The sequence below is a fragment of the uncultured Alsobacter sp. genome (assembly GCF_945952055.1).
In the GTDB taxonomy this organism is placed as follows: Bacteria; Pseudomonadota; Alphaproteobacteria; order Rhizobiales; family Beijerinckiaceae; genus Alsobacter.
This window is the reverse complement of sequence record NZ_CAMFHB010000020.1, coordinates 23,476-48,495: the sequence shown is the minus strand read 5'-3', so window position 1 is coordinate 48,495 and position 25,020 is coordinate 23,476. Positions and strand designations below refer to the sequence as shown.

23 protein-coding genes are annotated in these 25,020 nt (G+C 68.1%); 6 read left to right on the top strand and 17 right to left on the bottom strand.

The genetic code is table 11. From position 1 onward, the window contains the following. Window positions 1-7 precede the first annotated feature (7 nt). From Q0Q47_RS15840 to Q0Q47_RS15770, 15 genes are all read right to left on the bottom strand, one after another. Window positions 8-1,516: an NADH-quinone oxidoreductase subunit M gene (locus Q0Q47_RS15840; protein ID WP_293861782.1), complete on the bottom strand. Its 1,509-nt coding sequence runs from the start codon at window positions 1,514-1,516 to the stop codon at window positions 8-10. 1 nt (window position 1,517) lies between these two features. Next, window positions 1,518-3,518, bottom strand: coding sequence for an NADH-quinone oxidoreductase subunit L (gene nuoL / locus Q0Q47_RS15835; RefSeq protein WP_293861779.1), 2,001 nt, complete (start codon window positions 3,516-3,518; stop codon window positions 1,518-1,520). A 35-nt stretch (window positions 3,519-3,553) separates the two neighbouring features. Further along, window positions 3,554-3,862: an NADH-quinone oxidoreductase subunit NuoK gene (nuoK, locus tag Q0Q47_RS15830; RefSeq protein ID WP_293861776.1), complete on the bottom strand. Its 309-nt coding sequence runs from the start codon at window positions 3,860-3,862 to the stop codon at window positions 3,554-3,556. Window positions 3,863-3,870: 8 nt separating this feature from the next. Then, window positions 3,871-4,488, bottom strand: a complete 618-nt coding sequence (locus Q0Q47_RS15825) for an NADH-quinone oxidoreductase subunit J (protein WP_293861772.1) — start codon at window positions 4,486-4,488, stop codon at window positions 3,871-3,873. A gap of 185 nt (window positions 4,489-4,673) precedes the next feature. Then, the gene (gene nuoI, locus Q0Q47_RS15820; protein WP_293861769.1) at window positions 4,674-5,162 is read right to left on the bottom strand and encodes an NADH-quinone oxidoreductase subunit NuoI; all 489 of its coding nucleotides are present in this window, start codon (window positions 5,160-5,162) and stop codon (window positions 4,674-4,676) included. A 105-nt stretch (window positions 5,163-5,267) separates the two neighbouring features. After that, entirely contained in the window at window positions 5,268-5,516 is a 249-nt protein-coding gene (locus Q0Q47_RS15815; protein ID WP_293861766.1) for a hypothetical protein, read from the bottom strand. A gap of 1 nt (window position 5,517) precedes the next feature. Next, window positions 5,518-6,540, bottom strand: coding sequence for an NADH-quinone oxidoreductase subunit NuoH (gene nuoH, locus Q0Q47_RS15810; RefSeq protein WP_293861763.1), 1,023 nt, complete (start codon window positions 6,538-6,540; stop codon window positions 5,518-5,520). A 12-nt stretch (window positions 6,541-6,552) separates the two neighbouring features. Continuing rightward, window positions 6,553-8,631 carry an NADH-quinone oxidoreductase subunit NuoG gene (nuoG, locus tag Q0Q47_RS15805; protein ID WP_293861760.1) on the bottom strand — a complete coding sequence of 693 codons (2,079 nt, stop codon included), beginning with the start codon at window positions 8,629-8,631 and terminating at the stop codon, window positions 6,553-6,555. Window positions 8,632-8,644: 13 nt separating this feature from the next. Continuing rightward, window positions 8,645-9,946: an NADH-quinone oxidoreductase subunit NuoF gene (gene nuoF, locus Q0Q47_RS15800; protein ID WP_293861757.1), complete on the bottom strand. Its 1,302-nt coding sequence runs from the start codon at window positions 9,944-9,946 to the stop codon at window positions 8,645-8,647. Between the two features lie 6 nt (window positions 9,947-9,952). Further along, window positions 9,953-11,158: an NADH-quinone oxidoreductase subunit NuoE gene (gene nuoE / locus Q0Q47_RS15795; RefSeq protein ID WP_293861753.1), complete on the bottom strand. Its 1,206-nt coding sequence runs from the start codon at window positions 11,156-11,158 to the stop codon at window positions 9,953-9,955. A gap of 42 nt (window positions 11,159-11,200) precedes the next feature. Further along, complete coding sequence (locus Q0Q47_RS15790) at window positions 11,201-12,391, bottom strand: NADH-quinone oxidoreductase subunit D (protein ID WP_293861750.1); 1,191 nt, start codon at window positions 12,389-12,391, stop codon at window positions 11,201-11,203. Window positions 12,392-12,448: 57 nt separating this feature from the next. Continuing rightward, a complete protein-coding gene (locus tag Q0Q47_RS15785; RefSeq protein WP_293861747.1) occupies window positions 12,449-12,841 on the bottom strand; it encodes a four helix bundle protein in 393 nt (130 codons plus the stop codon). 52 nt (window positions 12,842-12,893) lie between these two features. Continuing rightward, window positions 12,894-13,496 carry an NADH-quinone oxidoreductase subunit C gene (locus tag Q0Q47_RS15780; protein ID WP_293861744.1) on the bottom strand — a complete coding sequence of 201 codons (603 nt, stop codon included), beginning with the start codon at window positions 13,494-13,496 and terminating at the stop codon, window positions 12,894-12,896. A 109-nt stretch (window positions 13,497-13,605) separates the two neighbouring features. Beyond that, window positions 13,606-14,187, bottom strand: a complete 582-nt coding sequence (locus tag Q0Q47_RS15775; RefSeq protein ID WP_293861741.1) for an NADH-quinone oxidoreductase subunit B family protein — start codon at window positions 14,185-14,187, stop codon at window positions 13,606-13,608. After that, entirely contained in the window at window positions 14,178-14,543 is a 366-nt protein-coding gene (locus Q0Q47_RS15770; protein ID WP_293861738.1) for an NADH-quinone oxidoreductase subunit A, read from the bottom strand. Before Q0Q47_RS15770 ends, Q0Q47_RS15775 begins: the two co-directional genes overlap by 10 nt. Window positions 14,544-14,849: 306 nt before the next feature. Between Q0Q47_RS15770 and Q0Q47_RS15765 the strand changes: the two genes are divergently transcribed. Continuing rightward, entirely contained in the window at window positions 14,850-15,602 is a 753-nt protein-coding gene (locus Q0Q47_RS15765) for an SDR family NAD(P)-dependent oxidoreductase (RefSeq protein WP_293861735.1), read from the top strand. On the opposite strand, the gene Q0Q47_RS15760 is transcribed toward Q0Q47_RS15765, so the two are convergent. Then, window positions 15,596-16,135, bottom strand: coding sequence for a response regulator (locus Q0Q47_RS15760; RefSeq protein WP_293861732.1), 540 nt, complete (start codon window positions 16,133-16,135; stop codon window positions 15,596-15,598). The genes Q0Q47_RS15765 and Q0Q47_RS15760 overlap by 7 nt on opposite strands. A 124-nt stretch (window positions 16,136-16,259) precedes the next feature. After that, window positions 16,260-17,477, bottom strand: coding sequence for an MFS transporter (locus tag Q0Q47_RS15755; protein WP_293861729.1), 1,218 nt, complete (start codon window positions 17,475-17,477; stop codon window positions 16,260-16,262). Window positions 17,478-17,633: 156 nt separating this feature from the next. Between Q0Q47_RS15755 and Q0Q47_RS15750 the strand changes: the two genes are divergently transcribed. From Q0Q47_RS15750 to Q0Q47_RS15730, 5 genes are all read left to right on the top strand, one after another. Further along, entirely contained in the window at window positions 17,634-18,335 is a 702-nt protein-coding gene (locus tag Q0Q47_RS15750; RefSeq protein WP_293861726.1) for a response regulator transcription factor, read from the top strand. After that, window positions 18,325-20,781 (top strand): extracellular solute-binding protein, encoded by a 2,457-nt coding sequence (locus tag Q0Q47_RS15745; RefSeq protein ID WP_293861723.1) that lies wholly within the window; start codon window positions 18,325-18,327, stop codon window positions 20,779-20,781. Before Q0Q47_RS15750 ends, Q0Q47_RS15745 begins: the two co-directional genes overlap by 11 nt. Window positions 20,782-20,879: 98 nt before the next feature. Next, the gene (locus Q0Q47_RS15740) at window positions 20,880-21,974 is read left to right on the top strand and encodes an ABC transporter substrate-binding protein (RefSeq protein WP_293861720.1); all 1,095 of its coding nucleotides are present in this window, start codon (window positions 20,880-20,882) and stop codon (window positions 21,972-21,974) included. Between the two features lie 271 nt (window positions 21,975-22,245). Next, complete coding sequence (locus tag Q0Q47_RS15735; RefSeq protein ID WP_293861717.1) at window positions 22,246-23,916, top strand: iron ABC transporter permease; 1,671 nt, start codon at window positions 22,246-22,248, stop codon at window positions 23,914-23,916. After that, window positions 23,909-24,976: an ABC transporter ATP-binding protein gene (locus tag Q0Q47_RS15730; protein WP_293861714.1), complete on the top strand. Its 1,068-nt coding sequence runs from the start codon at window positions 23,909-23,911 to the stop codon at window positions 24,974-24,976. Before Q0Q47_RS15735 ends, Q0Q47_RS15730 begins: the two co-directional genes overlap by 8 nt. The last annotated feature ends 44 nt before the right edge of the window (window positions 24,977-25,020 follow it).

Genomic DNA, 25,020 nt, shown 5'->3' with positions numbered 1-25,020 from the left:
GCGAACCTCAGTGTGACACGAGCGCGGCCGTCTTGGCGGCGCCGAGGGCAGCTTGCGTGCTCTTGAGCAGAGCGTCGGTGGACGCGGCGAACGCATCGAGCACGGGGGCCGGATGCACGCCGTAGTAGATCGTGAGGATCACCAGCGGGGCGAGGATGGCGACCTCGCGCGGGCTCAGATCCAGGATCTTCTTCAGTTCGGGCTTCTGCAGCGGACCGAACATGACGCGGGCGAAGAGCCACAGCGCGTAGCAGGCCGACAGGATCACGCCCGAGGTGGCGATGAAGGCGACCCAGGTGTTGGCCCGGAAGGCCCCCATCAGCGTCAGGAACTCACCCACGAAGCCCGAGGTGCCCGGCAGGCCGACATTGGCCATGGTGAACACCATGAAGGCCGTCGCGTAGAGCGGCATGCGCTCCGTGAGACCGCCATAGGCGGCGATCTCGCGGGTGTGCATGCGGTCGTAGATGACGCCCACGCACAGGAACAGCGCGCCCGACACGATGCCGTGGCTGACCATCTGGAACATCGCGCCCTGGATGCCCTGCGGCGTCAGGGTGAAGAGGCCCATGGTCACGAAGCCCATGTGGGCGACGGACGAGTAGGCGATCAGCTTCTTGATGTCCTCCTGCATCATCGCCACCAGCGAGGTGTAGACGATGGCGATGACCGACAGCGCGAACACGAACGGCGCGAAGTAGAGCGAGGCGTCCGGGAACATCGGGATCGAGAAGCGGATGAAGCCGTAGCCACCCATCTTCAGCAGGATCGCGGCCAGGATGACAGAACCCGCCGTCGGCGCCTCGACGTGCGCGTCCGGCAACCAGGTGTGCACCGGCCACATCGGCATCTTCACCGCGAAGGAGGCGAAGAAGGCGAGCCACAGCCAGGTCTGCATGCCCTGCGGGAACTTGTGCGCCAGCAGCGTGGGAATGTCGGTCGTGCCGGCGTTCCAGTACATCGCCATCACGGCGACGAGCATGAGCAGCGAGCCGACCAGCGTGTAGAGGAAGAACTTGAAGCTGGCGTAGATGCGCCGCTTGCCGCCCCAGATGCCGATGATGAGGAACATCGGGATGAGGCCGGCCTCGAAGAACAGGTAGAACAGCACGAGGTCGAGGGCGGCGAAGACGCCGACCATCAGCGCCTCGAGCACGAGGAAGGCGATGAAGTACTCCTTCACGCGCTTCTCGACCGAGACCCACGAGGCGACGATGCAGAAGGGCATCAGCACCGTGGTCAGCATGATGAACGGCATCGAGAAGCCGTCGACGCCGAGCTTGAAGCGGATCGTCTCCGACAGCCAGGCGCGGTCCTCGACGAGCTGGAAGGCCGGGTTCGCGGGGTCGAAGCGGCCCCACGCCACGAACGACAGCAGCATCGTCGCGATGGTGGTGAGCAGCGCGATCCAGCGGATGTTCGACTGGCCGCCGGGCGTGTCGTCCTTGGTGATCAGGATGAACAGCGCGCCCGCGAGCGGCAGGACCAGGAGCCCGGTCAGAAGATAGCTCAGCATCTCAGTGGGCTCCGCCGAACATGTACCAGGTGACGAGCGCCGCGACGCCGATCAGCATCGCGAAGGCGTAGTGATAGACGTAGCCCGTCTGCAGTCGGACGACCGCCTGGGTGACGTCGACCACACGGGCCGAGACGCCGTCGGGGCCGAGCCCGTCGATGATCGCGCCGTCGCCCTTCTTCCAGAGCGTGCGGCCGAGCCACTTGGCCGGGCGCACGAAGATCACGTCGTAGAGCTCGTCGAAGTACCACTTGTTCAGCAGGAACCGGTACAGGACGCCGTTGCTCTGCGCGAGCTGGGCCGGCAGGTAGGGCTTGGCGATGTAGAAGATGTAGGCGACCACGAAGCCGATCACCATGAACACGGTCGGCAGCCAGGCGACGAGCGCCGGCACGTGCTCCTCTTCCTTCACGACGATAGCCGTCTTCCAGAAGTGCTCGGCGTTGTGGCCGATGAAGTAGCTCGCGAAGGCGAGACCCGCGACCAGCGCGCCGGCGCCGAGAACATAGAGCGGCACCAGCATCACCAGCGGCGACTCGTGCGGCTCGTGCGCGTGGCCATGCCCATGGTCGTCGTGGGCGTGAGCGTGGTCGTCGCCGTGCGCGGCATGACCGTGCGCCGCGTGGCCGTGGTCGTCATGCTGCGCGTGGGCACCCCAGCGCGGCGTTCCGGCGAAGGTCACGAAGAACAGGCGCCAGGAGTAGAACGAGGTCAGGCCGGCGGTCACCAGCAGCAGCACGAAGGCGTAGCTGTTGCCGAAGGTGTGGGTGGAGAACGACGCCTCGATGATGGCGTCCTTCGAGAAGTACCCGGCCGTCAGCGGGAAGCCCGTCAGCGCCAGCGTGCCGACCGCGAAGAGCGCGGCGGTGACCGGGATCTTCGAGCGCAGGCCGCCCATGTTCCGGATGTCCTGCTCGTGGTGCATCGCGTGGATGACCGAGCCGGCGCCCAGGAACAGCAGCGCCTTGAAGAAGGCGTGCGTGAAGAGGTGGAAGATGCCCGCGCCGTAGGCCCCCGCCCCCAGGGCCACGAACATGTAGCCGAGCTGCGAGCAGGTGGAGTAGGCGATCACGCGCTTGATGTCGTTCTGCACGAGGCCGACGGTGCCGGCGAAGAACGCCGTCGTGGCGCCCACGATGAGCACGGCCGAGGCCGCGACCGGGGCATGCTCGAAGATCGGCGACAGGCGCGCGACCATGAACACGCCGGCGGTCACCATCGTGGCGGCGTGGATGAGCGCGGAGACCGGGGTCGGGCCCTCCATCGCGTCCGGCAGCCAGGTGTGCAGCAGGAACTGCGCCGACTTGCCCATGGCGCCCATGAAGAGCAGCAGGCCGGCCAGCGTGAGGGCGTGCCACTCCTTGCCCAGGAACAGGAAGTTGGTTCCGGCGAGCTCGTCGATCTTGGCGAAGATCGCGTCGAAGGCGACCGAGCCGGTGAGCACGAAGACGAGGAAGATGCCGAGCGCGAAGCCGAAGTCGCCGACGCGGTTGACGATGAAGGCCTTCATGGCCGCCGCGACCGCCGACGGCTTCTGGTACCAGAAGCCGATGAGCAGGTAGGAGGCAAGGCCCACGCCTTCCCAGCCGAAGAACATCTGGACGAGGTTGTCGGCCGTCACCAGCATCAGCATGGCGAAGGTGAAGAGCGACAGGTAGGCGAAGAAGCGCGGCCGGTGCGGATCCTCGTGCATGTACCCGATCGAGTAGAGGTGCACGAGCGCCGAGACGGTGTTGACGACGACGAGCATCACCGCGGTGAGCGTGTCGACGCGCAGCGCCCAGTCGACCGTCAGGTCGCCCGACACGATCCACTGCGCGATCTGGACCCGCCCACCCCCGTGGCCGAAGCCCACGGAGAAGAAGGCGATCCACGACAGCAGCGCGGCCGCCGCCATGAGCGAGGTCGTGACGATCTCGCTCGGACGCGGTCCGAGGATGCGGCCGAAGAGGCCCGCGATGAGGAAGCCGACCAGCGGCAGGAAGACAATCGCCTGATACATGTCAGATGTCCGTCGGGAACGCCGGGTTCGCCAACTCAGCCCTTCATCATGTTGATGTCTTCCACGGCGATGGTGCCGCGGTTGCGGAAGTAGACGACGAGGATCGCCAGGCCGATCGCGGCCTCGGCGGCCGCCACCGTCAGGATGAGCAGCGCGAAGACCTGGCCGACGAGGTCGCCGCCGAAGGTGGAGAACGCCACGAGGTTGATGTTGACCGAGAGCAGGATGAGCTCGACCGACATCAGGATGACGATGACGTTCTTGCGGTTGATGAAGATGCCGAACACGCCGATCGTGAAGAGGATGGCGGCGACCGTCAGGTAGTGGGAAAGACCGATGACCATGGATTGCCTCACACGCCCTGCCGGAACGGAACCTTCTTGACTTCCATCGCGGTCGCCTTGGTGCGGGCGACCTGGTCGGCGATGTTCTGCCGCTTCACGCCGGCCTTGTGCCGCAGCGTGAGCACGATCGCGCCGATCATGGCGACCAGCAGTACGAGGCCCGCCGCCTGGAAGTAGTAGACGTACTGGGTGTACAGCACCCGGCCGAGCGCCTCGGTGTTGGTGAGCAGCGCGCCCGCGGCGGGCGCCGCCGGCGCCGCCTGTTTCACCGTCCCCGGCTCGACCAGGTAGAAGGCCACGAAGCCGACGAGTTCGACCAGGAGCACGCCCGCGAGCACCGCGCCGAGCGGCAGGTAGCTCTGGAAGCCCTGTCGCAGCTCGGCGAAGTCGACGTCGAGCATCATCACCACGAACAGGAACAGCACCATCACCGCGCCCACGTAGACGACGATGAGGAGCATCGCCAGGAACTCCGCCCCCATCAGCAGGAAGAGGCCCGCGGCGTTCACGAAGGTGAGGATGAGGAAGAGGACCGAGTGCACGGGGTTGCGCGATGCCACGACCAGGAAGGCCGAGGCGATCGCGACGCCCGAGAACAGGTAGAAGAAGGCCGCGGCCGCGTTCATCGAGGATGCCCCCGGGCCGCCGTGGCGGCCTCTCCGTGTCAGTCCGGCCGCCCCGTGCGGGATCGCCCGTATCTTCGTTTCTGGTCGGGAATTCCTTGCGAAGTCCCCGTTTTTGTCCCCGCGGCCGAACGCCTTGGCACCGGCCGCCCGTCTATAGACCCCGATTCCGGGGCCGACAACTCGACTTACCGGTACGGTGCGTCACGGGCGATGTTGGCAGCGATCTCCCGCTCCCAGCGCGCGCCGTTCTCGAGCAGCCGGTCCTTGTCGTAGAACAGCTCCTCGCGCGTCTCGGTGGCGAACTCCATGTTCGGCCCCTCGACGATCGCGTCCACCGGGCAGGCTTCCTGGCAGAAGCCGCAGTAGATGCACTTGGTCATGTCGATGTCGTAGCGCGTCGTGCGGCGGGTGCCGTCGTTGCGCCGCGGGCCGGCCTCGATGGTGATCGCCTGCGCGGGGCAGATGGCCTCGCACAGCTTGCACGCGATGCAGCGCTCCTCACCGTTGGGATAGCGGCGCAAGGCGTGCTCGCCCCGGAAGCGCGGCGAGATCTGCCCGCGCTCGTAGGGATAGTTCAGCGTCGCCTTCGGCTTGAAGAAGTAGCGCATCGACAGCACGAAGGCTCCGACGAACTCCTTCAACAGAAGCGACTTGGCAGCCTGATCCAGCCTCATCGTCCATCCTTCCGGCGCACGGCGCCGATTTTGCCTTCCGGCGCAAGGCGCCGTTCTTGCCTTCCGGCGCGAGGCGCCGTTCCTGCAATCCACCGATCCCCGGCGTCATCCCCCGGCGACGACCGACCCGAACAGGTAGCCGATCACCGGGAACGCGAGCATCGTCACCGCGAACAGCACGACCCGCAGGATGCGGATCTTGCGCTCGAATTCCTCTTTCTCCGCGGCGCTCGACGAGCGGTCGAGCTTGCGGAGCTTTCCTTCCACGACCCCGCCGACCACCTTGTAGTCGACGTAGCCGAGCGCCAGTCCCACGAGGGCCCCGATCAGGCCGGCGAGGGACAGGCCTCCCACCTCAGTGCCCCGGCGCCCAGCCGGTGAACTGCAGCACGCCGGCCACGATCACGACCATGGCCAGCGACAGGGGCAGGAACACCTTCCAGCCGAGCCGCATGAGCTGGTCGTAGCGGTAGCGGGGCACGAAGGCCTTCACCATGGCGAACATGAAGAAGACCAGGCACATCTTGAGGACGAACCAGATGATCCCCGGCACCCAGCTCAGCGGCGGGATGTTGAAGGGCGGCAGCCAGCCCCCGAGGAACAGGATCGTCATCAGCGCGCACATGGTCATGATGGCCACGTACTCGCCGAGCATGAACAGCAGGTACGGGGTCGAGGAGTACTCGACCATGAAGCCCGCCACGAGCTCCGACTCCGCTTCCGGCAGGTCGAAGGGCGGCCGGTTCGTCTCGGCCAGCGCCGAGATGAAGAAGATCACGAACATCGGGAACAGCGGCAGCCAGAACCAGCCGAAGAGCCCGAACCGGCCGTCCTGCGCCTCGACGATGTCGGAGAGGTTCAAGGACCCCACGCACAGGAGCACCGTGATGATCACGAAGCCGATGGAGACCTCGTAGGACACCATCTGCGCGGCCGAGCGCAGCGCGCCCAGGAACGGGTACTTCGAGTTCGAAGCCCACCCGCCCATGATGATCCCGTACACGCCGAGCGACGAGATCGCGAAGATGTAGAGGATGCCGACATTGATGTCGGCGATCGCCCAGCCGTCCGCGACCGGAATCACCGCCCAGGCGGCGAGCGCCAGCACCGTCGTGACGAGCGGCGCCAGCAGGAACACGCCCTTGTTCGCACCGGCCGGGATCACCGGCTCCTTGATCACGAACTTCAGGAGGTCGGCGAAAGACTGCAGCAGGCCCCAGGGCCCGACCACGTTCGGGCCGCGGCGCAGCTGCACGGCCGCCCAGATCTTGCGGTCGGCGAGCAGGATGTAGGCGATGAAGATCAGCAGCGCCGCGATGAGCAGCAGGCTCTTCCCGATCGTCAGCAGCAGGATGAAGACCCAGCTGGAAGTGTCCATCGTCCGTCTCCGTTACTCGGCGGCCAGGGGCATCCGCCCCTTCGCCAGCGCCGAGCACTCGGCCATGATCGCCGAAGCGCGGGCGATCGGGTTGGTCAGGTAGAGGTCCGCGACGGCGCCGTGGAACGGCGCCTTGTCGACGGTCCCGGCGGCGTTCGCCAGGGCCTCGATCGCGGCCGGATCGGCCGCCTCGACGCGGTCGAGCGCGGCGAAGCCCGGCTTCTCGGCGTAGAGCGCGGCACGCAGCTGGTTCAGCGAGTCGAAGGGCAGCTTCTTGCCGATGACCTCGGAAAGGGCGCGCAGGATCGCCCAGTCCTCCTTGGCGTCGCCGGGCGCGAAGGTCGCGCGGTTGGCGAGCTGGGCCCGGCCCTCGGTGTTGACGTAGGTGCCCGACTTCTCGGTGTAGGCCGCACCCGGCAGGATCACGTCGGCGCGGTGCGCGCCGCGGTCGCCATGCGTGCCGACGTAGACCACGAAGGCACCCGGGGCGACGTCGATCTCGTCGGCGCCGAGCAGGACCAGGAGGTCGGCCCCGCCCGCGTTGGTCATCGCCACGGCGTCCGAACCGCCCTCGCCCGGCACCAGGCCGAGGTCGAGCGCGCCGACGCGCGCGGCGGCCGTGTGCAGGACGGAAAAGCCGTTCCAGCCGTCCTTCACCGCGCCCACCGCCAGCGCGGCCTTGGCGGCCAGCGCCAGCACCGCCTCGCCGTCGGCGCGGGCGAGAGCCCCCTGCCCGACCAGCACCAGCGGCTTCTTGGCGTTCTTCAGGGTGGCCGCGAACGAGTGCGAGCCGTCGGCGATCGCCGCCAGCGTCTCCGGGCCGGCGCCCAGCACCTGCGCGTCGTAGGTGAGCTCGGCCGCCTCGCCGATAACGCCGATCGGCAGCGTGCCCATGCGCCAGCGCTTGCGGATGCGGGCGTTCAGGACAGGCGCCTCCTTGCGGGGATTGGAGCCCACGATGAGGATGGCGTCCGCGTCCTCGATGCCGAGGATCGTGGCGTTGAAGAGGTAGGAGGCGCGGCCGAACTTCGGGTGCAGCTTGGTGCCGTCCTGGCGGGCGTCGATGCTGGCGACGCCGAGCGCCTTGGCGAGTTCGCGGAAGGCGTAGAGCTCTTCCACCGAGGCGAGGTCGCCGGCGACGAAGCCCATGCGGGCCGGCGCGGTCGCCTTTGCCTTGGCCGCGACGGCCGCGAAGGCCTCGCCCCAGCTCGCGGGACGCAGCTTGCCGTTCTGGCGGACATAGGGCTTGTCGAGCCGCTGGGTCTTCAGGCCGTCCCAGATGAAGCGGGTCTTGTCGGAGATCCACTCCTCGTTCACCGCCTCGTTGAGGCGGGGCAGGATGCGCATGACCTCGCGGCCACGGCCATCGACGCGGATCGAGGAGCCGACGGCGTCCATGACGTCGACCGACTCGGTCTTGGACAGCTCCCAGGGCCGCGCCTTGAAGGCGTAGGGCTTGGAGGTGAGCGCGCCGACCGGGCACAGGTCGATGACGTTGCCCTGCAGTTCGGAGCTCATCGCGCTCTCGAGGTAGGAGGTGATCTCCATGTCCTCGCCGCGGCCGATGGCGCCGAGATCCGGCACGCCGGCCACCTCGGTGGTGAAGCGGACGCAGCGCGTGCACTGGATGCAGCGGTTCATCTGCGTCTTGACGAGCGGGCCGATGTACTTGTCCTCGACCGCGCGCTTGTTCTCTTCGAAGCGCGTCGTGTCGACACCGTAGGCCATCGCCTGGTCCTGCAGGTCGCACTCGCCGCCCTGGTCGCAGATCGGGCAGTCGAGCGGGTGGTTGATGAGCAGGAACTCCATCACCCCTTCGCGCGCCTTCTTGACCATGGGCGAGCGGGTCGAGACGACCGGCGGCTCGCCGTTGGGTCCGGGACGGCAGTCGCGGACGCCCCAGGCGCAGGACGCCACCGGCTTGGGCGAGCCCTTCACCTCGACGAGGCACATGCGGCAGTTGCCGGCGATCGAGAGGCGCTCGTGGAAGCAGAAGCGCGGAATCTCGGCGCCCGCCGCCTCGCACGCCTGGAGCAGCGTGTACTCCGGCGGGACGTCTACCTCGGTGCCGTCGACGATGATCTTGGCCATCGGTGTCTCTCGCTTACTCGGCCGCCACGCGCACGGGTTCGGAATGCGGATTGGCGGCGTAGTCGTCGATGCGCTTCTCGATCTCGTGGCGGAAGTGCCGGATCAGGCCCTGGACCGGCCAGGCCGCCGCGTCGCCGAGCGCGCAGATGGTGTGGCCCTCGACCTGGGTCGTGACCTCGAGCAGCATGTCGATCTCGCGCTTCTGGGCGCGACCCTCGGCCATGCGGTTCAGCACGCGCCACATCCAGCCCGTGCCCTCGCGGCACGGCGTGCACTGGCCGCAGCTCTCGTGCTTGTAGAAATAGGAGATGCGCGCGATGGCGCGCACCACGTCGGTGGACTTGTCCATCACGATGACCGCCGCCGTGCCGAGGCCCGACTTGAGGTTGCGCAGGGTGTCGAAGTCCATGAAGGCGTCGGTGATCTGCTCGGCCGGCACCATCGGCACGGACGAACCGCCCGGGATCACGGCGAGGAGGTTGTCCCAGCCGCCGCGGATGCCGCCGCAATGGGTGTCGATGAGCTCGCGGAACGTCAGGCCCATCGCCTCTTCGACGTTGCAGGGCTTGTTCACGTGCCCGGAGACGCAGAACAGCTTCGTGCCGACGTTGTTGGGACGACCGATGCCGGCGAACCAGGCCGCGCCGCGGCGCAGGATCGTGCCGGCGACCGCGATCGATTCGACGTTGTTCACGGTCGTCGGGCAGCCGTAGAGGCCCATGTTGGCCGGGAACGGCGGCTTCAGCCGCGGCATGCCCTTCTTGCCCTCGAGGCTTTCGAGCAGCGCCGTCTCCTCGCCGCAGATATAGGCGCCGGCGCCGTGGGCGACGTAGATGTCGAAGGGCCAGCCGTGGACGTTGTCCTTGCCGACGAGCTTGGCGTCGTAGGCCTCGTCGACGGCGCGCTGCAGCGCCTCGCGCTCCGCGATGTATTCACCGCGGATGTAGATGTAGCAGGCGTGCGCGCCCATCGCGAAGGAGGCGATGAGGCAGCCCTCGATCAGGAGATGCGGGTCGTGCCGCATGATCTCCCGGTCCTTGCAGGTGCCGGGCTCCGACTCGTCGGCATTGACGACGAGATAGTGCGGACGGCCGTCCGACTGCTTGGGCATGAACGACCACTTGAGGCCGGTCGGGAAGCCGGCGCCGCCGCGGCCGCGCAGGCCCGACTTCTTCATCTCGTCGACGACCCAGTCCCGGCCCTTGTCGAGCAGCACCTTGGTGCCGTCCCAGGCGCCGCGCATCTGCGCGGCCTTCAGCCCCGGCGACTGGAAGCCGTAGAGATTGGTGAAGATGCGATCCCTGTCGTGCAGCATGGTCGCTCAGTCCTTCGCCGGCGCGGGCCGGTCGCCGATCTTGTTGTCCGGGCGCCAGCCCGTCGCGAGCTTGGCGGCCTGCTCGATCCACTTGTCGCGGACGGCGCGGCCGCGGAACGCGCCGAGGTTCTGGTCCACCCAGCGCAGGTTCATCTCGTTCCACGAGGCGATCTGCGAGAAGTGGTAGACGCCCATCTTGTGCAGCATCTCGGCGAGCTTCGGCCCCACGCCCCAGATGAGCTCGAGGTCGTCGGCCTTGCCGCCTTCCGGCGCCGTGAGCAGCACGGGCTTGTGCTCGTCGGACACCGGCGGCGGCAGCGGAGCCTCCGTCGACGTCTTCGCCTTGGTCGGATCGGCGGCCTGCGCCTGCGCGGCCGGATGCACGGGCTCCTTGCCGTCGGCGACCCGCGCGGCGGGCGTGTCGGCGGCCTTCAGGCCCGCCGTGTCGTCGGAAGGCTTGCCGGGCTTCGGGTTCTCCGCAGCCGCGGCGGCCGCGGCCTTGTCGGCGGCGGCCTTCTCCTCTGCGGCCTTGGCCGCGGCTTCGCGGGCCTTGGCCTCTTCCTCCTCGAAGCGCTTCTTCCAGGCGCCGACGACCGAGCCGTCATAGAGCGAGGGGTCGAGGAGCGTCTTCACCGCGCCTTCCGGCTCGGAGGTATGGCGCGCGCTCTGCGGGCCCTTCTTCACCGGGCGGCCCGCTGCGAGGTCGTCGAGGAGCTTGTTGAAGCTCTCCGGCGTCAGGTCCTCGTAGTAGTCGTTGTTGATCTGCACCATGGGCGCGTTGCAGCACGAGCCGAGGCACTCGACCTCCAGCCACGAGAAATTGCCGTCGCCGGAGACATGGCGCTGCGGGCCGATGCGGCTCTCGCACACCTTGATGATGTCGTCGGCGCCGCGCAGGCGGCAGGGCGTCGTGCCGCACAGCTGCACGAAGAACTTCCCCACCGGCTCGAGGTTGAACATCGTGTAGAAGGTCGCGACCTCGAGCACGCGGATCGTCGGCATGCCGAGCATGTTCGCGATGTACTCGATGGCCGCGCGCGGCAGCCAGTAGTCGTGCTGCTCCTGCGCCCGCCACAGCAGCGGGATCACGGCGGAGGCCTGCCGGCCTTCCGGATAGCGCGCGATGACCATGCGCGCCCAGGCCAGGTTCTCGGCCGTGAAGGCGAAGCTCGCAGGCTGGATGGCCTCGGCGGCCAGGCGTCTCACTGACATGTCGTCCTCATTCCAACCCGTCGTGCCGGAAGCGCAGCGCGCTCACCGGTCCACCTCGCCGAACACGATGTCGAGCGAGCCCAGCACCGCCGAGACGTCGGCCAGCATGTGGCCGCGGCACAGGTGGTCCATGGCCTGCAGATGCGCGAAGCCCGGAGCGCGGATCTTGCAGCGGTAGGGCTTGTTGGTGCCGTCCGCGACCAGGTACACGCCGAACTCGCCCTTGGGCGCCTCGACCGCGGCGTAGACTTCGCCTTCCGGCACGCGAACGCCTTCGGTGTACAACTTGAAGTGATGGATGAGCGCTTCCATCGAGCGCTTCATGTCGCCGCGCTTGGGCGGTACGATCTTGCCGTCGGCCGAGTTCACCGGCCCCTGCCCTTCGGCGGAGCGCAGCTTCTCCAGCACCTGCTTCATGATGCGCGTGGACTGGCGCATCTCTTCCATGCGGATGCAGTAGCGGTCGTAGCAGTCGCCGTTCTTGCCGATCGGAATGTCGAAATCGAGTTCCTCGTAGCACTCGTAGGGCTGCGCCTTGCGCAGGTCCCACGCCGCGCCCGAGCCGCGCACCATGACGCCCGAGAAGCCCCACGCCCAGGCTTCCGCCAGCGGCACGACGCCGATGTCGACGTTGCGCTGCTTGAAGATGCGGTTGTCGGTGAGCAGCGCCTCGAGGTCGTCGCAGACCTTCAGGAACGGGTCGCAGAAGTCGTAGATCTCGTCGACGAGCTTGGGCGAGATGTCCTGGTGCACGCCGCCGGGCCGGAAATAGGCCGCGTGCATGCGCGCGCCCGAGGCGTGCTCGTAGAAGATCATCAGCTTCTCGCGCTCCTCGAAGCCCCACAGGGGCGGCGTGAGCGCGCCGACGTCCATCGCCTGCGTCGTGACGTTGAGCAGGTGGGACAGCAGCCGGCCGATTTCGGAGTAGAGCACGCGGATGAGCTGCGCCCGCTTGGGAACGCCGAGGCCCAGGAGCTTCTCCACGGCCAGGCACCAGGCGTGCTCCTGGTTCATCGGCGCGACGTAGTCCAGCCTGTCGAAATACGGCAGAGCCTGTACGTAAGTCTTTGCTTCGATGAGCTTTTCGGTGCCGCGATGAAGCAGCCCGATATGCGGATCGACGCGTTCGACGACCTCACCGTCCAGCTCGAGCACGAGGCGCAGCACGCCGTGCGCCGCCGGATGCTGCGGACCGAAGTTGATGGAGAAGTTGCGGATCTGCTGCTCACCCATGGCGGGCCTCTGAATTGGAGCCTACGGGCAGTAGGCAGTAGGCAGTAGGCAGTTCAGTCATCGCCGCGCCGGACCAGGTGACTGACTTTCGATCGATCTGATCAGCGACCTGAGCATCCGCCCAAGCGAATCGGCCGAATCGAGCAAGGGATCGACCTCGGCTGCCGGCACCAATGCGACGCGAGCGGAAAGCAAAAGATGCGTTTCCAGTTCCTTTAGCGAGCCCTGAGCATGTCGAAGAAACTGGACGTAGTTTCCAGCGCTGTCGCGTCCATACCCTTCGGCGATGTTCGCTGGAACCGAAGCAGCAGCTCTGCGGATCTGCGACGTCATTCCATATGTTTCGGAACGTGGGAACGACCTCGTGACGACGTAGCAGCGAGCCGCAAGGTCCATGGCATCCTGCCAAACCTTGAGATCCCGATACGACCTTATCTCGTCGCGCTGCACGGATCATTCCGAGTTCCAAAACCAAGCCCTACTGCCTACTGCCTACTGCCGCTCAGGCCTTCGCCTTCTCGTCGCCCGGGAGCACGTAGTCGGTGCCCTCCCACGGCGAGAGGAAGTCGAACTGGCGGAATTCCTGCGTGAGCCGGACGGGTTCGTAGACCACGCGCTTCTGTTCGTCGTCGTAGCGGACCTCGACGAAGCCCGTGAGCGGGAAGTCCTTGCGCAGCGGATGCCCCTCGAAGCCGTAGTCGGTGAGGATGCGCCGCAGGTCCGGATGGCCCGAGAACAGGATGCCGTAGAGGTCATAGGCTTCCCGCTCGAACCAGTTCGAGGCCGGGAAGACCGGGATGGTGGACGGAACCGGCGTCACCTCGTCGGTGGCCACCTTGACGCGCACGCGCATGTTCTTCGACGGCGACAGCAGGTGCCACACCACGTCGAAGCGCTTGTCGCGGGCGGGGTAGTCCACGCCGCATTCGTCGATGAAATTGATGAAGCCGAAGGCCGGATCGTCGCGAAGCTTCGTGAGCACGCGGACGATCGACTGCGTCTCCACAGCGACCGTGAGTTCCCCGAACCGCACCTCGAAACCGAGGACGTCGCCCGGCAGGGCGTTCTGGATGGCGGTTCCGAGCTCGGCGAGCGTCTCGTCCATGGGCCGGCTTTCTCGTCAGGACCGCGCGGGGACCCGCGCGAGGAAGGCGTTCAGAAGGGGTCGGCGCCGGAAGCGCCGGAGGGTCCGGGCGCGGAGCGCCCGAACCGGGTCAGCGTTCGATCGTGCCGGTGCGGCGGATCTTCTTCTGCAGCAGCAGGACGCCGTAGAGCAGCGCCTCGGCCGTGGGCGGGCACCCCGGGACGTAGACGTCGATCGGGACGATGCGGTCGCAGCCGCGCACCACCGAGTAGGAGTAGTGGTAGTAGCCGCCGCCGTTGGCGCAGGAGCCCATCGAGATGACGTAGCGCGGCTCCGGCATCTGGTCGTAGACCTTGCGGAGCGCGGGGGCCATCTTGTTGGTCAGCGTGCCGGCCACGATCATCACGTCTGACTGGCGCGGCGAGGCGCGCGGCGCGAAGCCGAAGCGCTCGGCGTCGTAGCGCGGCATCGACATCTGCATCATCTCGACCGCGCAGCAGGCGAGGCCGAAGGTCATCCACATCAGCGAACCCGTGCGGGCCCACTGGATGAGGTCGTCGGTGGAGGTGACGAGGAAACCCTTGTCCGCGAGCTCGGCGTTCACGTCCGTGAAGAACGGATCGGTGGCCCCGACGGGCTTTCCGGTCGCGGGATCGATGATTCCCCGCGGCGCCGGGGCGACGAGCGTCCCCGTTTCGGCGGTCAATCCCATTCCAGCGCTCCCTTTTTCCACTCGTAGACGAAGCCGATGGTGAGGACGCCGAGGAAGGCCATCATCGACCAGAACCCGAACAGCCCGACCTCCTTGAAGGCGACCGCCCACGGGAACAGGAAGGCGACTTCGAGGTCGAAGATGATGAAGAGGATCGACACGAGGTAGAACCGGATGTCGAACTTCATGCGCGCATCGTCGAACGCGTTGAACCCGCACTCGTAGGCCGAGACCTTTTCCGTGTCGGGTCGCGAATAGGCGACGATGAAAGGCGCCACCAGCAGGGCGATCCCGATGAGCGCGCTCACGCCCATGAAGATCACCAGCGGCAAATAATCGTTCAGCAACGTGGGCATGATGCCTCCGTCCCCCGTCGGGCAAGGCCCGCCGTCGGCCATCTCAGGCCAGTGTCCCCGTGTCTCTCCGGCCAGGTCGGTTCCAAAAAACCGTCGTTTCGTGTGCTTTTCAGCCCGGTTCGGCGAGATGCGGCGAGGCTTATCGCAGCGCAACGAGGGACGCAAGCCGGAAGGGCGTCGCATAGCCGATCGTCGCACCCGGCCGGCAGGGTGCGGCAGAGCTCGTCTGCGCTGGGCACAGAGCCCGCTCGACCTCGCCGGGTCAGGGGCTATGATGGCGGCAACAACCACCGATCGGGGGGAAATATGGTCAACAAGATCGATCTTCAAGGGCGGCGCGCCGTGGTCACGGGCGCGGCACAGGGAATTGGCTTCGCGGTGGCGAGCCGCCTCGCCGATTCGGGCGCCAGCGTGGTCCTGTGGGACCGCGACGCGGGGCAGCTCGCGGACGCCGCGGCGGCCCTCGCCCCTCGCGCGAACGTGCTCACCGTGGCCTACGAGCAGGCCGATGCCGGCTCGGTCCAGGACGCCGCGACGAGAACCCTCCAGGACGGTCCCATCGACATCCTGGTGAACAATGCCGGAATCGCGGGAGCCACGATGCCGGTGGCCGACTACCCCCTCGACGAATGGCGCCGCATCATCGACATCGACCTGAACGGGGTCTTCTACTGCTGCCGGGCCGTCGTGCCCGGGATGCTCGCCCGCAAATACGGCCGCATCGTCAACATCGCCTCGATCGCGGGCAAGGAAGGCAACCCCAACGCCGCCGCCTATTCGGCGGCCAAGGCCGGGGTCATCGCCCTGACCAAGTCGCTCGGGAAGGAACTGGCCACCCACGACATCGCGGTCAACTGCGTGACGCCGGCGGCGGCCAAGACCCGCATCTTCGACCAGATGAGCCAGCAACATATCGACTACATGCTCGCGCGGATCCCGCGCGGTCGCTTCCTGATGGTCGACGAGGCCGCGGCGATGATCACCTGGCTCTGCTCGGCGGAAAACTCCTTCACGACCGGAGCCGTCTTCGACCTGTCGGGCGGCCGCGCGACCTACTGACCGGGGGGCGTCGTTCTCTCGGCGGCACGCCAGCGAGCCACCCTGTGGCGTGCCGTCCGGTTTCCATCCGCGGCAGGATCGCTGCTGCCGCCGGAGAGCAGCGCCTCGGGGCCGATGTCCTCCAGGTCGCCTGCCTCCGGATCGAAGAAGGTGGCGATCCGCTGCCAAAGGACCTTCGGCCCGAAGGGCTTCTTGAGCACGTGCTTGACGTTGCGCTTGGCCGCCTCGTTGACCATGCGCCGCGTCGGATGGCCCGTCATGATGATCACGGGCACGTGCGTCTCGGTCGATGCCCGCGGGTCGCGCAGCACGTCCAGCACGTCCTTGGCGCCGAGCACCGGCAGCGTCCAGTCCAGGATGATGAGCGAGGGCTTGAACTTCGACATCCGATCGAGCGCATCGCCGCCGTCGACCGCCTCGATGACGTGCCGCATGCCCACCGTCTCCAGCATGCCGCGCAGGATGCGCCTGGCGAAGGCGCTGTCGTCGACGAGCAGGACCGGCACGTTCGGAAAAACGGGGGCTTTGAACATGGCGCGGCTCGGGTGCGCAGACCGACAACCGGTCCGAGTGGTGAGGGTTGCACCCTGCACCCGCCGCCGTTTCGAGGCCGATACGCCGATCGTTCAAAATTGAACGATCGCCCCGTCGCGACCGTCAATGCCCTGGCAGGGAGCCTTCGCGAATCTTGGGAAGGAACCACGCGAGCAGGCCGACCGCCGGGAGGAAGGCGCAGGCGCGGTACACCGCGTCGATGCCCACCACGTCCGCGAACTCGCCCAGCACCGCCGCCGCCACGCCCCCGAGCCCGAACGACAGGCCGTAGAACAGGCCGCCGATCATCCCCACCCGGCCGGGCAGTAGCTCCATCGCGTAGATCAGGATCGCCGCGAAGGCGCTCGACATGATGAGGTTGATGATGACGGTGAGGACGCCGGTCCACATCAGGTCGGCATAGGGCAGGACCAGCGAGAACGGCAGGGCACCCAGGATCGAGAACCAGATGATGCGGTTGCGCCCGATGCGGTCGCCGACGATGCCGCCGAGCAGCACGCCGAGCGCCGCGGCCGCCAGGAACAGGAACAGCATGAGCTGCGAGTTCTGCACCGACACGCCGAAGCGCTCGATGAGATAGAAGGTGTAGAAGGACCCGAAGCTCGACGAATAGGCGTTCTTGGAGAACAGGAGCACGATCAGGATGGTCAGGGTCACCGCGATCCGCGCCTTGGAAGCGACCTGCGGCGGCGCTGGCCGGGCGGTGCTGGGCCCGCGGGCGGCCAGCCGGGCGCGATAGTCGGCGTACCAGCGTCCGGTCCAGATCATGAGCGCGATGGCGAGCAGCGCGGCGGCGGAGAACCAGGCGATGCTCGCCTGGCCGCGGGGAACGACCACGAAGGCGGCCAGGAGCGGGCCCAGCGCGCTGCCCCCCTGCCCTCCCACCTGGAAGATGCCCTGGGCGAGCCCCTGCTGTCCGCCGGAGGCGAAACGGGCGAGCCGCGTGGCCTCCGGATGGAAGATCGAGGAGCCCGTGCCGACCAGGGCCGCGCCGGCGAGCAGCACCGGGAAACTGGTGGCGAAGGCCAGCACCATCAGGCCCGTCAGCGTGAAGCCCATGCCCGCGACCATCGAATACGGCATCGGGCGCCGGTCGGTGACGTGACCGACGACGGGCTGGAACAGGCACGCCGCCGCCTGGAACGTCAGCGTCATCAGACCGATCTGGCCGAAGTCGAGGCTGTAGGCCTCCTTGATGATCGGATAGATGGCCGGAATCAGCGACTGGATCATGTCGTTGAGCAGATGCGTGGCACTCAGCGCGATCAGCACCGGCATGGCGGCGCGGGTGCGGCTGGTGGGCATGGCATCGGCGGACATGAACGGTCCTCGGGGGCAAGACGGGCGACGTCGTGTGCCCGGTTGTCCGACAAATCAAGCGAAATCGCCAGAGCGTCTGGCTCGGGGCAGCCTTGCATGCCGGCGCGCGGCGCCCGGGGAGTGGCCGATCGCACCTTGGCCATCGGGACCTGAACGATGCTAGAACCGGCCCCGGAGGGATCGAACGTGCGCATCCTGCTGGTCGAGGATTCCGCGGACATGGGCGATGCCGTGGCCTCGAAGCTGCGGCTGGCGGGCCATGTCGTGGAATGGGCGCAGGACGGCGAGGTCGGCGCCCAGCTCGCGCTGGGAGAGCCCTTCGACGCGATCCTGCTCGACATCAACCTGCCCGGCCGGGACGGCTTTTCCATCCTCGCCGACCTGCGCGCCGCCAGGAACACGACCCCCGTCCTGGTAATGACCGCGCGGTCCGAGATCGACGACAAGGTGAGCCTGCTCGACCTGGGCGCCGACGACCACATCGTGAAGCCCTTCGACCTGCGCGAGCTGGAAGCGCGCCTGCGCGTGCTCATGCGCCGCCCGACGGGCGCGGCCTCGAGCATCGTGGCCATCGGATCGCTCGCCATCGACCACGCCGCCGGCGAGGCCCGGCTGGCGGGCGTCCCGCTCGACCTGTCGCGCCGCGAGTTCAGGCTGCTCGAAATCCTGACGAGCCGTCTCGGACAGCTCATTCCCAAGCAGAGGCTGATGGACCAGCTCTTCAGCCTGGACGAGGAGGTGTCGGAGAACGCGCTGGAGCTCTACGTGTCCCGCCTGCGCCGCAAGCTCCAGGGCGCTCCGGTGACCATCGCGACCGCGCGCGGCCAGGGCTACATCGCGCGAGCCCATGAGCCCTGACAGCGTCTCCCTCGGCCGGCGCCTCCTGATCGCCGCCGGCGCGGCGCTCGCCGCGGCTCTCGTCGTGCTGGTCGCGGTGAGCAGCCTCTACGCCAGGCAGGCGGCCGATTCCGCGTTCGACCGGCTTCTGGCGGCCGCCGCCCTCTCGATCGCCGGCGCCGTGCAGGCCGAGAACGAGGCCGTGGCGCTGGAATTGCCGTTCGCGGCGCTCTCGATGCTGGGCTATGGCGCCGACGACAGGATCTACTACCAGGTGCTGGATCCCGCCGGCACGCTGGTGACCGGCTACGCCGACCTCGCTCCGGACCTGCCGCGAGCGACCAGCACCGACCCGGTTTTCGTCGCCACCCCCTATCGGGGCGAGACGATCCGGGTCGCCACCGTCGGCCGGCTGGTTTCGCTGGGCGACCGGGCCGGCTGGGTGACGGTGCGCGTGGGCCAGACGCGCGACGCCCGCACCGCGCTGGCCAGCGAACTGACCGAGCAGGCGCTGGTGGGCCTGGCGGCGCTGGCCACCCTGGCGCTGCTTCTCGTCGCCGTCGGGATCCGCCGCGCGCTCGGCCCCCTGCGCGCGATCGAAACGGAAATCCGGCAGCGCGCTCCCAGCGACCTCTCGCCGGTGGCGATCCCGGTTCCCACCGAGGTCCGGGAGCTGGTATCCGCGCTCAACGACTTCATGGGCAGGCTCGGCAACGTCTTCGCCAGGCTGAGTTCGCTGCTGGCGGACGCGGCCCACCAGGTCCGCACGCCCCTGGCCTCGCTCCGGGCCCAGGCCGAGATCGCGCTGGAGGAGAACGATCCCGAGCGGCTCAAGGACAGGCTCAGGCGCATTCACGCCAATGCCGTGCAAGCCAGCCAGCTGGTCAGCCAGATCTTGATGGATGCCACCGTCAGCCACCGGCTGGAGAGCCGGGACAACGCTCCCGTCGCCATCGGGCAGGTGGTGGACGACGTGCAGCGCAGCCTGGCGGCCGACGCCTTGGAGCGGCTGACGACGGTGATCGCTCCCGAAGCGGCCGGCGCCGAAATCCTGGGCGATCGCGTCGCGTTGCGCGAGATGCTGAAGAACCTGGTCGAGAACGCCGCCCTGCACGGGCACGGGTCCCCGGTCGAACTGACCATCGCACGGGGCGGCGACGGCACGGTCACGCTGACCGTGGCGGACCGGGGGCCGGGCATCCCCGACGGCGAGAAGGCGCTCGTGCTCAAGCGGTTCCGCCGCGGCGCGGCGGCGCGGGAGGGCACCGGATCGGGGCTGGGGCTCTCGATCGTCGACAGCGTCGCCCGCGGCCACGGCGGCGCGTTGCGGCTGGCGGACCGCCCGGGCGGCGGGCTAGTGGCGGAGGTGACGCTGCCCGCCGGCACTGCCGCGTCCCGCACCCTGTTTCCCCCGGCGGCGTCGATCGCCGTCGTCGCCCTGCTTGTGCTGCTGCCGCAGGCCCGCGCCGCCGAGCCCTCCCCGGTCCGATACCCGGCGTCCGCCGGGACCCAGGTGCTGGCGATCGCCGGGACCACGGACCGCGGCCAGTTCGAGCCGCTCATCCTGGATTTCCAGCAGCTCAGGCCCGACGTTTCGGTGGTCTACACGGAGCTGGACACGGTCGACCTGAACTCCCGCTATCTCGAGGGCTCCCTCAAGCCTTCGCCCGACATGCTGATCAGCTCCGCCATCGACCTGCAGGTGAAGCTCGCCAACGACGGTCACGCGCTGGCCCATGACAGCGCCCTGACCCGGGCTCTGCCCGCCTGGGCCCGATGGCGCGGCGAGGTCTTCGGCTTCACCTTCGAGCCTGCCGTGCCGGTGTGGAACCCCAGGCTCGTGCCGTCGGGCGAAACCCTGCAATCGCGCGAGGCGCTGGTGCGCTTCCTGGTCGACAACGCCGAGACCATGCGCGGGAAGATCGCCACCTACGACATCGTGCGCAGCGGGGTCGGGCACCTGCTCGCGGCCGAGGACGCCGAGATCTCATCGGCCCTGTGGCGACTGACGAGCGCCATGGGCAATGCCGGCGTGCAGCGCCTCACCGGCAGCGGCGACATGATCGACCGGGTCGAGCGCGGCGAGCTGGCGCTCGCCTACAACGTCCTGGGATCCTACGCCTTCGCCCGCAAGGTCGCCGGCGCCACGCTGGGCGTGACCATGCTGCGCGACTACACGCTCGTGCTGAGCCGCGCAGCCCTGATCCCCCGCACCGCGGCCAATCCCGAGGCGGCGCGCGCGTTCCTCGACTACCTCCTGTCGCCGCGGGGCCAGGCGATCGTCGCCACCCACACGGGCCTCGGCGCGATCCAGGGCACCGGCCCGGGCACGGCGGCGGCGATCTCCGCCGCGGCACGGGGGCCCTTGCAGCCGGTCGCGCTGCGGGCCTCCCTCCTCACCTTCCTCGACCAGCAGCGGCGCACCCGCTTCCTGCAGACCTGGCTCCAGCTCGTCTCAGGCTTCTGAGCCGCCCGGTCGGGCCGCGACAGGTTGATGACAGGTTCGGCCGCTAGAACCGCGGCAACGGGACCTCGATCCCGGAGAGGAAGTCCAAGGAGACAGCCATGTCCAAGCTCGCTCTGCCGCTGGTGTCCGGCCTCGCGCTGGCGCTCACCGCCGGTGCCGCCTTCGCCCAGGTCCCGGCCGGCTATCCCGCCACCTACTCCGCGACCGTCGATGCCGCGAAGAAGGAAGGCAAGGTCGTGGTGTACGGCACCACCGACGCCGCCGCCGCCAACGTCCTCGTCAAGGATTTCGAGGCGCTCTACGGCATCAAGGTCGAGTACAACGACCTGAACTCCACCGAGCTCTACAACCGCTTCATCGCCGAGGCCGCCGCCGGCCAGGGCACGGCCGACGTCACCTGGTCCTCCGCCCAGGACCTGCAGATCAAGCTCGTCAACGACGGCTACGCCGCCGCCTACAAGTCGCCCGAGGTGCCCTCGCTGCCGTCCTGGGCGAACTACAAGGACACGGCCTACGGCGTGACCTACGAGCCCGTGGCGATCGTCTACAACAAGCGCCTCGTTCCCGAGGGCGACGTGCCGAAGAACCACGCCGACCTCCTGAAGCTGCTCACCTCCAAGCCGGACGCCTACAAGGGCAAGGTCACCGCCTACGATCCCGAGCGCTCGGGCGTCGGCTATCTGTTCTTCACCCAGGACGACCTCGCCTGGAAGCAGGCCTGGGACCTCTTCAAGGCCTTCGGCAAGACCGAGATCAAGCTCTACACCTCGGCCGGCGCGATGATCGAGCGCGTGACCTCGGGCGAGCACCTCATCGGCTACGGCGTGTTCGGCTCCTACGCTTTGTCGCGGTCCAAGAAGGACCCGAACATCGGCATCGTGCTGCCCAACGACTACACGCTGATCGCCTCGCGCGTCGCCTTCGTCTCCGGCAAGGCCAAGAACCCGAACGCCGGCAAGCTCTTCCTCGACTACCTGCTGTCGAAGCGCGGCCAGACGATCATCGCCAACCAGGCCGAACTCTACTCGCTGCGCGACGACGTCGAGGGCGAGGCCACGGTGGCCAAGGTGAAGGCCGTCGTCGGCGACAAGATCCGGCCGATCAAGATCGACGACGACCTGTCGTCGAACCTCGACGCTACCAAGCGCCTGAAGTTCCTGAAGCAGTGGCAGGCCGCCCTCAAGGGCAATTGAGGCTCACGCCACCGCCGTCGGAGCCTGCATCGCAGGGCGAAAAGCGCCTTCCCTCCCCTGCAGGGGAGGGAGCCGGCCGCAGGCCGGGGGTGGGGAACCGGGTTCAGGACAATGCGCGATGCCGGGGACGGCCCCGGGATTGTCCATCACGCCCGGCATCGTCCCCACCCGTCTCGCGCTTCGCGCGATCCACCCTCCCCTGCAGGGGAGGGAGACGCACCAGCCATCCAGTTCCGCTTTCAGACAACCGTTCCGCGCCGGGAGACCCGTCATGCCCTTCGCCGTGTTCCGCCTGGCGGTCATCGCGATCATGGCCTCGGCCGTGCTCGCCCCCATCGGGTTGATCGTCTACCAGAGCTTTCTCGACGCGCCGTTCTTCGCGCCGCGGGTCCATTTCAGCCTGGATGCCTATGAATTCGTCCTCGACGACGAGGACTTCTGGGAGGCGCTGCGCACTTCGATCATCGTCGCCACCGGCATGACGGCGATCTCGGTGCCACTCGGGGTCGTGCTCGCCTTCCTGATGGCCCGCACCGACGTACCGGGAAAGTCGTTCCTGGAGCCGCTGGTGCTGGTGCCGATCTTCATGTCGGCGGTGGTGCTGGCCTTCGGCTACGTCGTGGCGCTGGGTCCCGTGGGCATCGTCTCGACCTTCGTGAAGGACATCCTGGGCACGGTGCCCTGGAACATCTACTCGGTCGCCTCGATCACCATCATCGCCGGCCTGACCCACGTCCCGCACGTCTACCTCTACACCGCGGCGGCGCTGCGCAACGTCGGCACCGACCTGGAGGAGGCCGCGCGCACGACCGGGGCCTCGCCCTGGCGCGTGGCGCTGACGGTCAGCCTGCCGATGGTGACGCCGGCCGTGCTCTACGCCGCCGTGCTGGTGTTCTTCCTGGGTTTCGAGCTCTTCGGCCTGCCGCTGGTGCTGGGCGATCCCAAGGGCATCCTGGTGCTGGCCACCTACCTCTACAAGCTCACCAACAAGCTCGGCGTGCCCTCCTACCAGCTGATGGCCGTCGTGGTGGTCGCGATCATCCTCATCGCCATCCCCCTGGTCGGCCTGCAGCGCTGGCTGCTGAAGTCCGCCAACCGCTACGTCTCGATCCGCGGCAAGGCCGCCAAGCGGGCCCCGCTGCGGCTCGGTGCCCTGCGCTGGCCGGCCTTCGCGCTCATCCTCACCTGGTTCATGGTGAGCGTCGGCATCCCGGTCATCGGCATCGCCATCCGCTCGGTCGTGACCACCTGGGGCGAAGGCGTGCACCTTTCCGAGGTGCTCACGCTGGCCCACTACCGCGACCTCGTGGACTACCCCAACGCCATCAACGCGATCGTCAACACGATCCTGATCGGCGTCGTCGGCGGGGCTCTGTCGGTGGCCTGCTACACGGCCGTGGCGCTCGCCATGCACCGGTGGAACTCGGGCTGGACGCGGCTCGCCGACTACCTGATCATGATCCCGCGCGCCATGCCCGGCCTCGTCGCCGGTCTGGCGATGCTCTGGCTGTTCCTCTTCATCAAGCCGCTGGCACCGTTCCGGGCCACGCTGTTCTCGGTGTGGGTGGCCTACACCACGGTGTGGCTCGCCTACGGCACCCGCCTCGTCGCCGGCACCATGCTGCAGATCGGCACGGAGCTGGAGGAGGCCGGACGCTCGGTCGGCGCCTCGCAGGGCCGCGTCGCCCGCGACGTCACCCTGCCCCTGGTGAAGTCCGGCATGCTGGCCGCCTGGCTGCTGATCTTCCTCATCTTCGTGCGTGAATACTCCACCGGCATCTACCTCCTGGGCCCCGGCACCGAGATCATCGGCTCGCTCATGGTGTCCCTGTGGGGAACCGGCGCCATCGACCTCGTCTCGGCGCTCGCCGTCATCAACATCCTGATCATCTCGGCGGGCCTGGCCCTCGCCCTGCGTCTGGGAGTGCGCCTCCATGGCTGACCTCGTCATCGAGAACCTGAAGCTGCGCTACGGCGCGCTCGACATCCTCAAGGGCGTCTCGCTCTCGGTCGAGAAGGGCCAGATCGTCGCCCTGCTCGGTCCCTCGGGCTCCGGCAAGACCACGCTGCTGCGCTGCGTGGCCGGCCTGGAGGAGCCCTTTGCCGGCAAGATCTCGATCGCGGGCAAGCCCTTCTTCGACGGCGCGGCCGGCCTCAACCTGGCGCCTGAGGAGCGTGGCCTCGGCCTGGTCTTCCAGTCCTACGCGCTGTGGCCGCACAAGACCGTCTTCGAGAACGTCGCCTACCCGCTGAAGCTGCGGAAGGTCTCGGGCGCGGACGTGAAGTCCCGGGTCGCCCGCGCGCTGGAAAGCATCGGCATCGGCCATCTGGGCGAGCGCTACCCGCACCAGCTCTCCGGCGGTCAGCAGCAGCGCGTGGCGCTGGCGCGCGCGCTGGTCTACGAGCCGCCCGTGATCCTGCTCGACGAGCCGCTCTCCAACCTCGACGCCAAGCTGCGCGAGGAAGCGCGCGTCTGGTTGCGCCAGCTCATCAGCGACCTCGGCCTCTCCGCGCTCTGCGTCACCCACGACCAGGTCGAGGCCATGGCCATGGCCGACCGCATCCTGCTGCTCAACGGCGGCGTGGTGGAGCAGCAGGGCACGCCCGAGGAGATGTACGCCAAGCCCGTGTCGCTGTTCGCGGCCGAGTTCATGGGCGCCAACACCCGCCTGCCTGGCATTGCGAAGGTGGGACCCGGCGGCGCGGCCATCCTCGACATCGGCGGCGAGACCCTGTCGGGCATCGCCTGCGGCCCCCTCGCCGACGGCGGCAAGTCCGCTGGCGTGATCCGCCTCGAACGCATCCGCGTCGCCGACGGCCCCGGCCCCAACCGCCTCAAGATGACACTCGCCGCCGAGATGTATCTGGGCGAACGCTACGAGCTCCTGTTCAAGCGCGGCGACCTCCAGGTCCGCACCTTCTCCACGACCAAGCTCGCCGGCGGCGACCACTGGCTGGAGTTCCCGGCCCCATCGCTATGGGTCTGCGCGCTGGAGGGGTGAGCGACGGGCCGATCCTGCGTCCTTCGACACGGCCGCTGCGCGGC

What these genes read in the sequence shown, in the direction of transcription:
- Q0Q47_RS15840 (WP_293861782.1), bottom strand. Translation starts at nt 1,516, where the DNA reads ATGCTGAGCTATCTTCTGACCGGGCTCCTGGTCCTGCCGCTCGCGGGC.
- nuoL (WP_293861779.1), bottom strand. Translation starts at nt 3,518, where the DNA reads ATGTATCAGGCGATTGTCTTCCTGCCGCTGGTCGGCTTCCTCATCGCG.
- nuoK (WP_293861776.1), bottom strand. Translation starts at nt 3,862, where the DNA reads ATGGTCATCGGTCTTTCCCACTACCTGACGGTCGCCGCCATCCTCTTC.
- Q0Q47_RS15825 (WP_293861772.1), bottom strand. Translation starts at nt 4,488, where the DNA reads ATGAACGCGGCCGCGGCCTTCTTCTACCTGTTCTCGGGCGTCGCGATC.
- nuoI (WP_293861769.1), bottom strand. Translation starts at nt 5,162, where the DNA reads ATGAGGCTGGATCAGGCTGCCAAGTCGCTTCTGTTGAAGGAGTTCGTC.
- nuoH (WP_293861763.1), bottom strand. Translation starts at nt 6,540, where the DNA reads ATGGACACTTCCAGCTGGGTCTTCATCCTGCTGCTGACGATCGGGAAG.
- nuoG (WP_293861760.1), bottom strand. Translation starts at nt 8,631, where the DNA reads ATGGCCAAGATCATCGTCGACGGCACCGAGGTAGACGTCCCGCCGGAG.
- nuoF (WP_293861757.1), bottom strand. Translation starts at nt 9,946, where the DNA reads ATGCTGCACGACAGGGATCGCATCTTCACCAATCTCTACGGCTTCCAG.
- nuoE (WP_293861753.1), bottom strand. Translation starts at nt 11,158, where the DNA reads ATGTCAGTGAGACGCCTGGCCGCCGAGGCCATCCAGCCTGCGAGCTTC.
- Q0Q47_RS15790 (WP_293861750.1), bottom strand. Translation starts at nt 12,391, where the DNA reads ATGGGTGAGCAGCAGATCCGCAACTTCTCCATCAACTTCGGTCCGCAG.
- Q0Q47_RS15780 (WP_293861744.1), bottom strand. Translation starts at nt 13,496, where the DNA reads ATGGACGAGACGCTCGCCGAGCTCGGAACCGCCATCCAGAACGCCCTG.
- Q0Q47_RS15775 (WP_293861741.1), bottom strand. Translation starts at nt 14,187, where the DNA reads ATGGGATTGACCGCCGAAACGGGGACGCTCGTCGCCCCGGCGCCGCGG.
- Q0Q47_RS15770 (WP_293861738.1), bottom strand. Translation starts at nt 14,543, where the DNA reads ATGCCCACGTTGCTGAACGATTATTTGCCGCTGGTGATCTTCATGGGC.
- Q0Q47_RS15765 (WP_293861735.1), top strand. Translation starts at nt 14,850, where the DNA reads ATGGTCAACAAGATCGATCTTCAAGGGCGGCGCGCCGTGGTCACGGGC.
- Q0Q47_RS15760 (WP_293861732.1), bottom strand. Translation starts at nt 16,135, where the DNA reads ATGTTCAAAGCCCCCGTTTTTCCGAACGTGCCGGTCCTGCTCGTCGAC.
- Q0Q47_RS15755 (WP_293861729.1), bottom strand. Translation starts at nt 17,477, where the DNA reads ATGTCCGCCGATGCCATGCCCACCAGCCGCACCCGCGCCGCCATGCCG.
- Q0Q47_RS15750 (WP_293861726.1), top strand. Translation starts at nt 17,634, where the DNA reads ATGCTAGAACCGGCCCCGGAGGGATCGAACGTGCGCATCCTGCTGGTC.
- Q0Q47_RS15745 (WP_293861723.1), top strand. Translation starts at nt 18,325, where the DNA reads ATGAGCCCTGACAGCGTCTCCCTCGGCCGGCGCCTCCTGATCGCCGCC.
- Q0Q47_RS15740 (WP_293861720.1), top strand. Translation starts at nt 20,880, where the DNA reads ATGTCCAAGCTCGCTCTGCCGCTGGTGTCCGGCCTCGCGCTGGCGCTC.
- Q0Q47_RS15735 (WP_293861717.1), top strand. Translation starts at nt 22,246, where the DNA reads ATGCCCTTCGCCGTGTTCCGCCTGGCGGTCATCGCGATCATGGCCTCG.
- Q0Q47_RS15730 (WP_293861714.1), top strand. Translation starts at nt 23,909, where the DNA reads ATGGCTGACCTCGTCATCGAGAACCTGAAGCTGCGCTACGGCGCGCTC.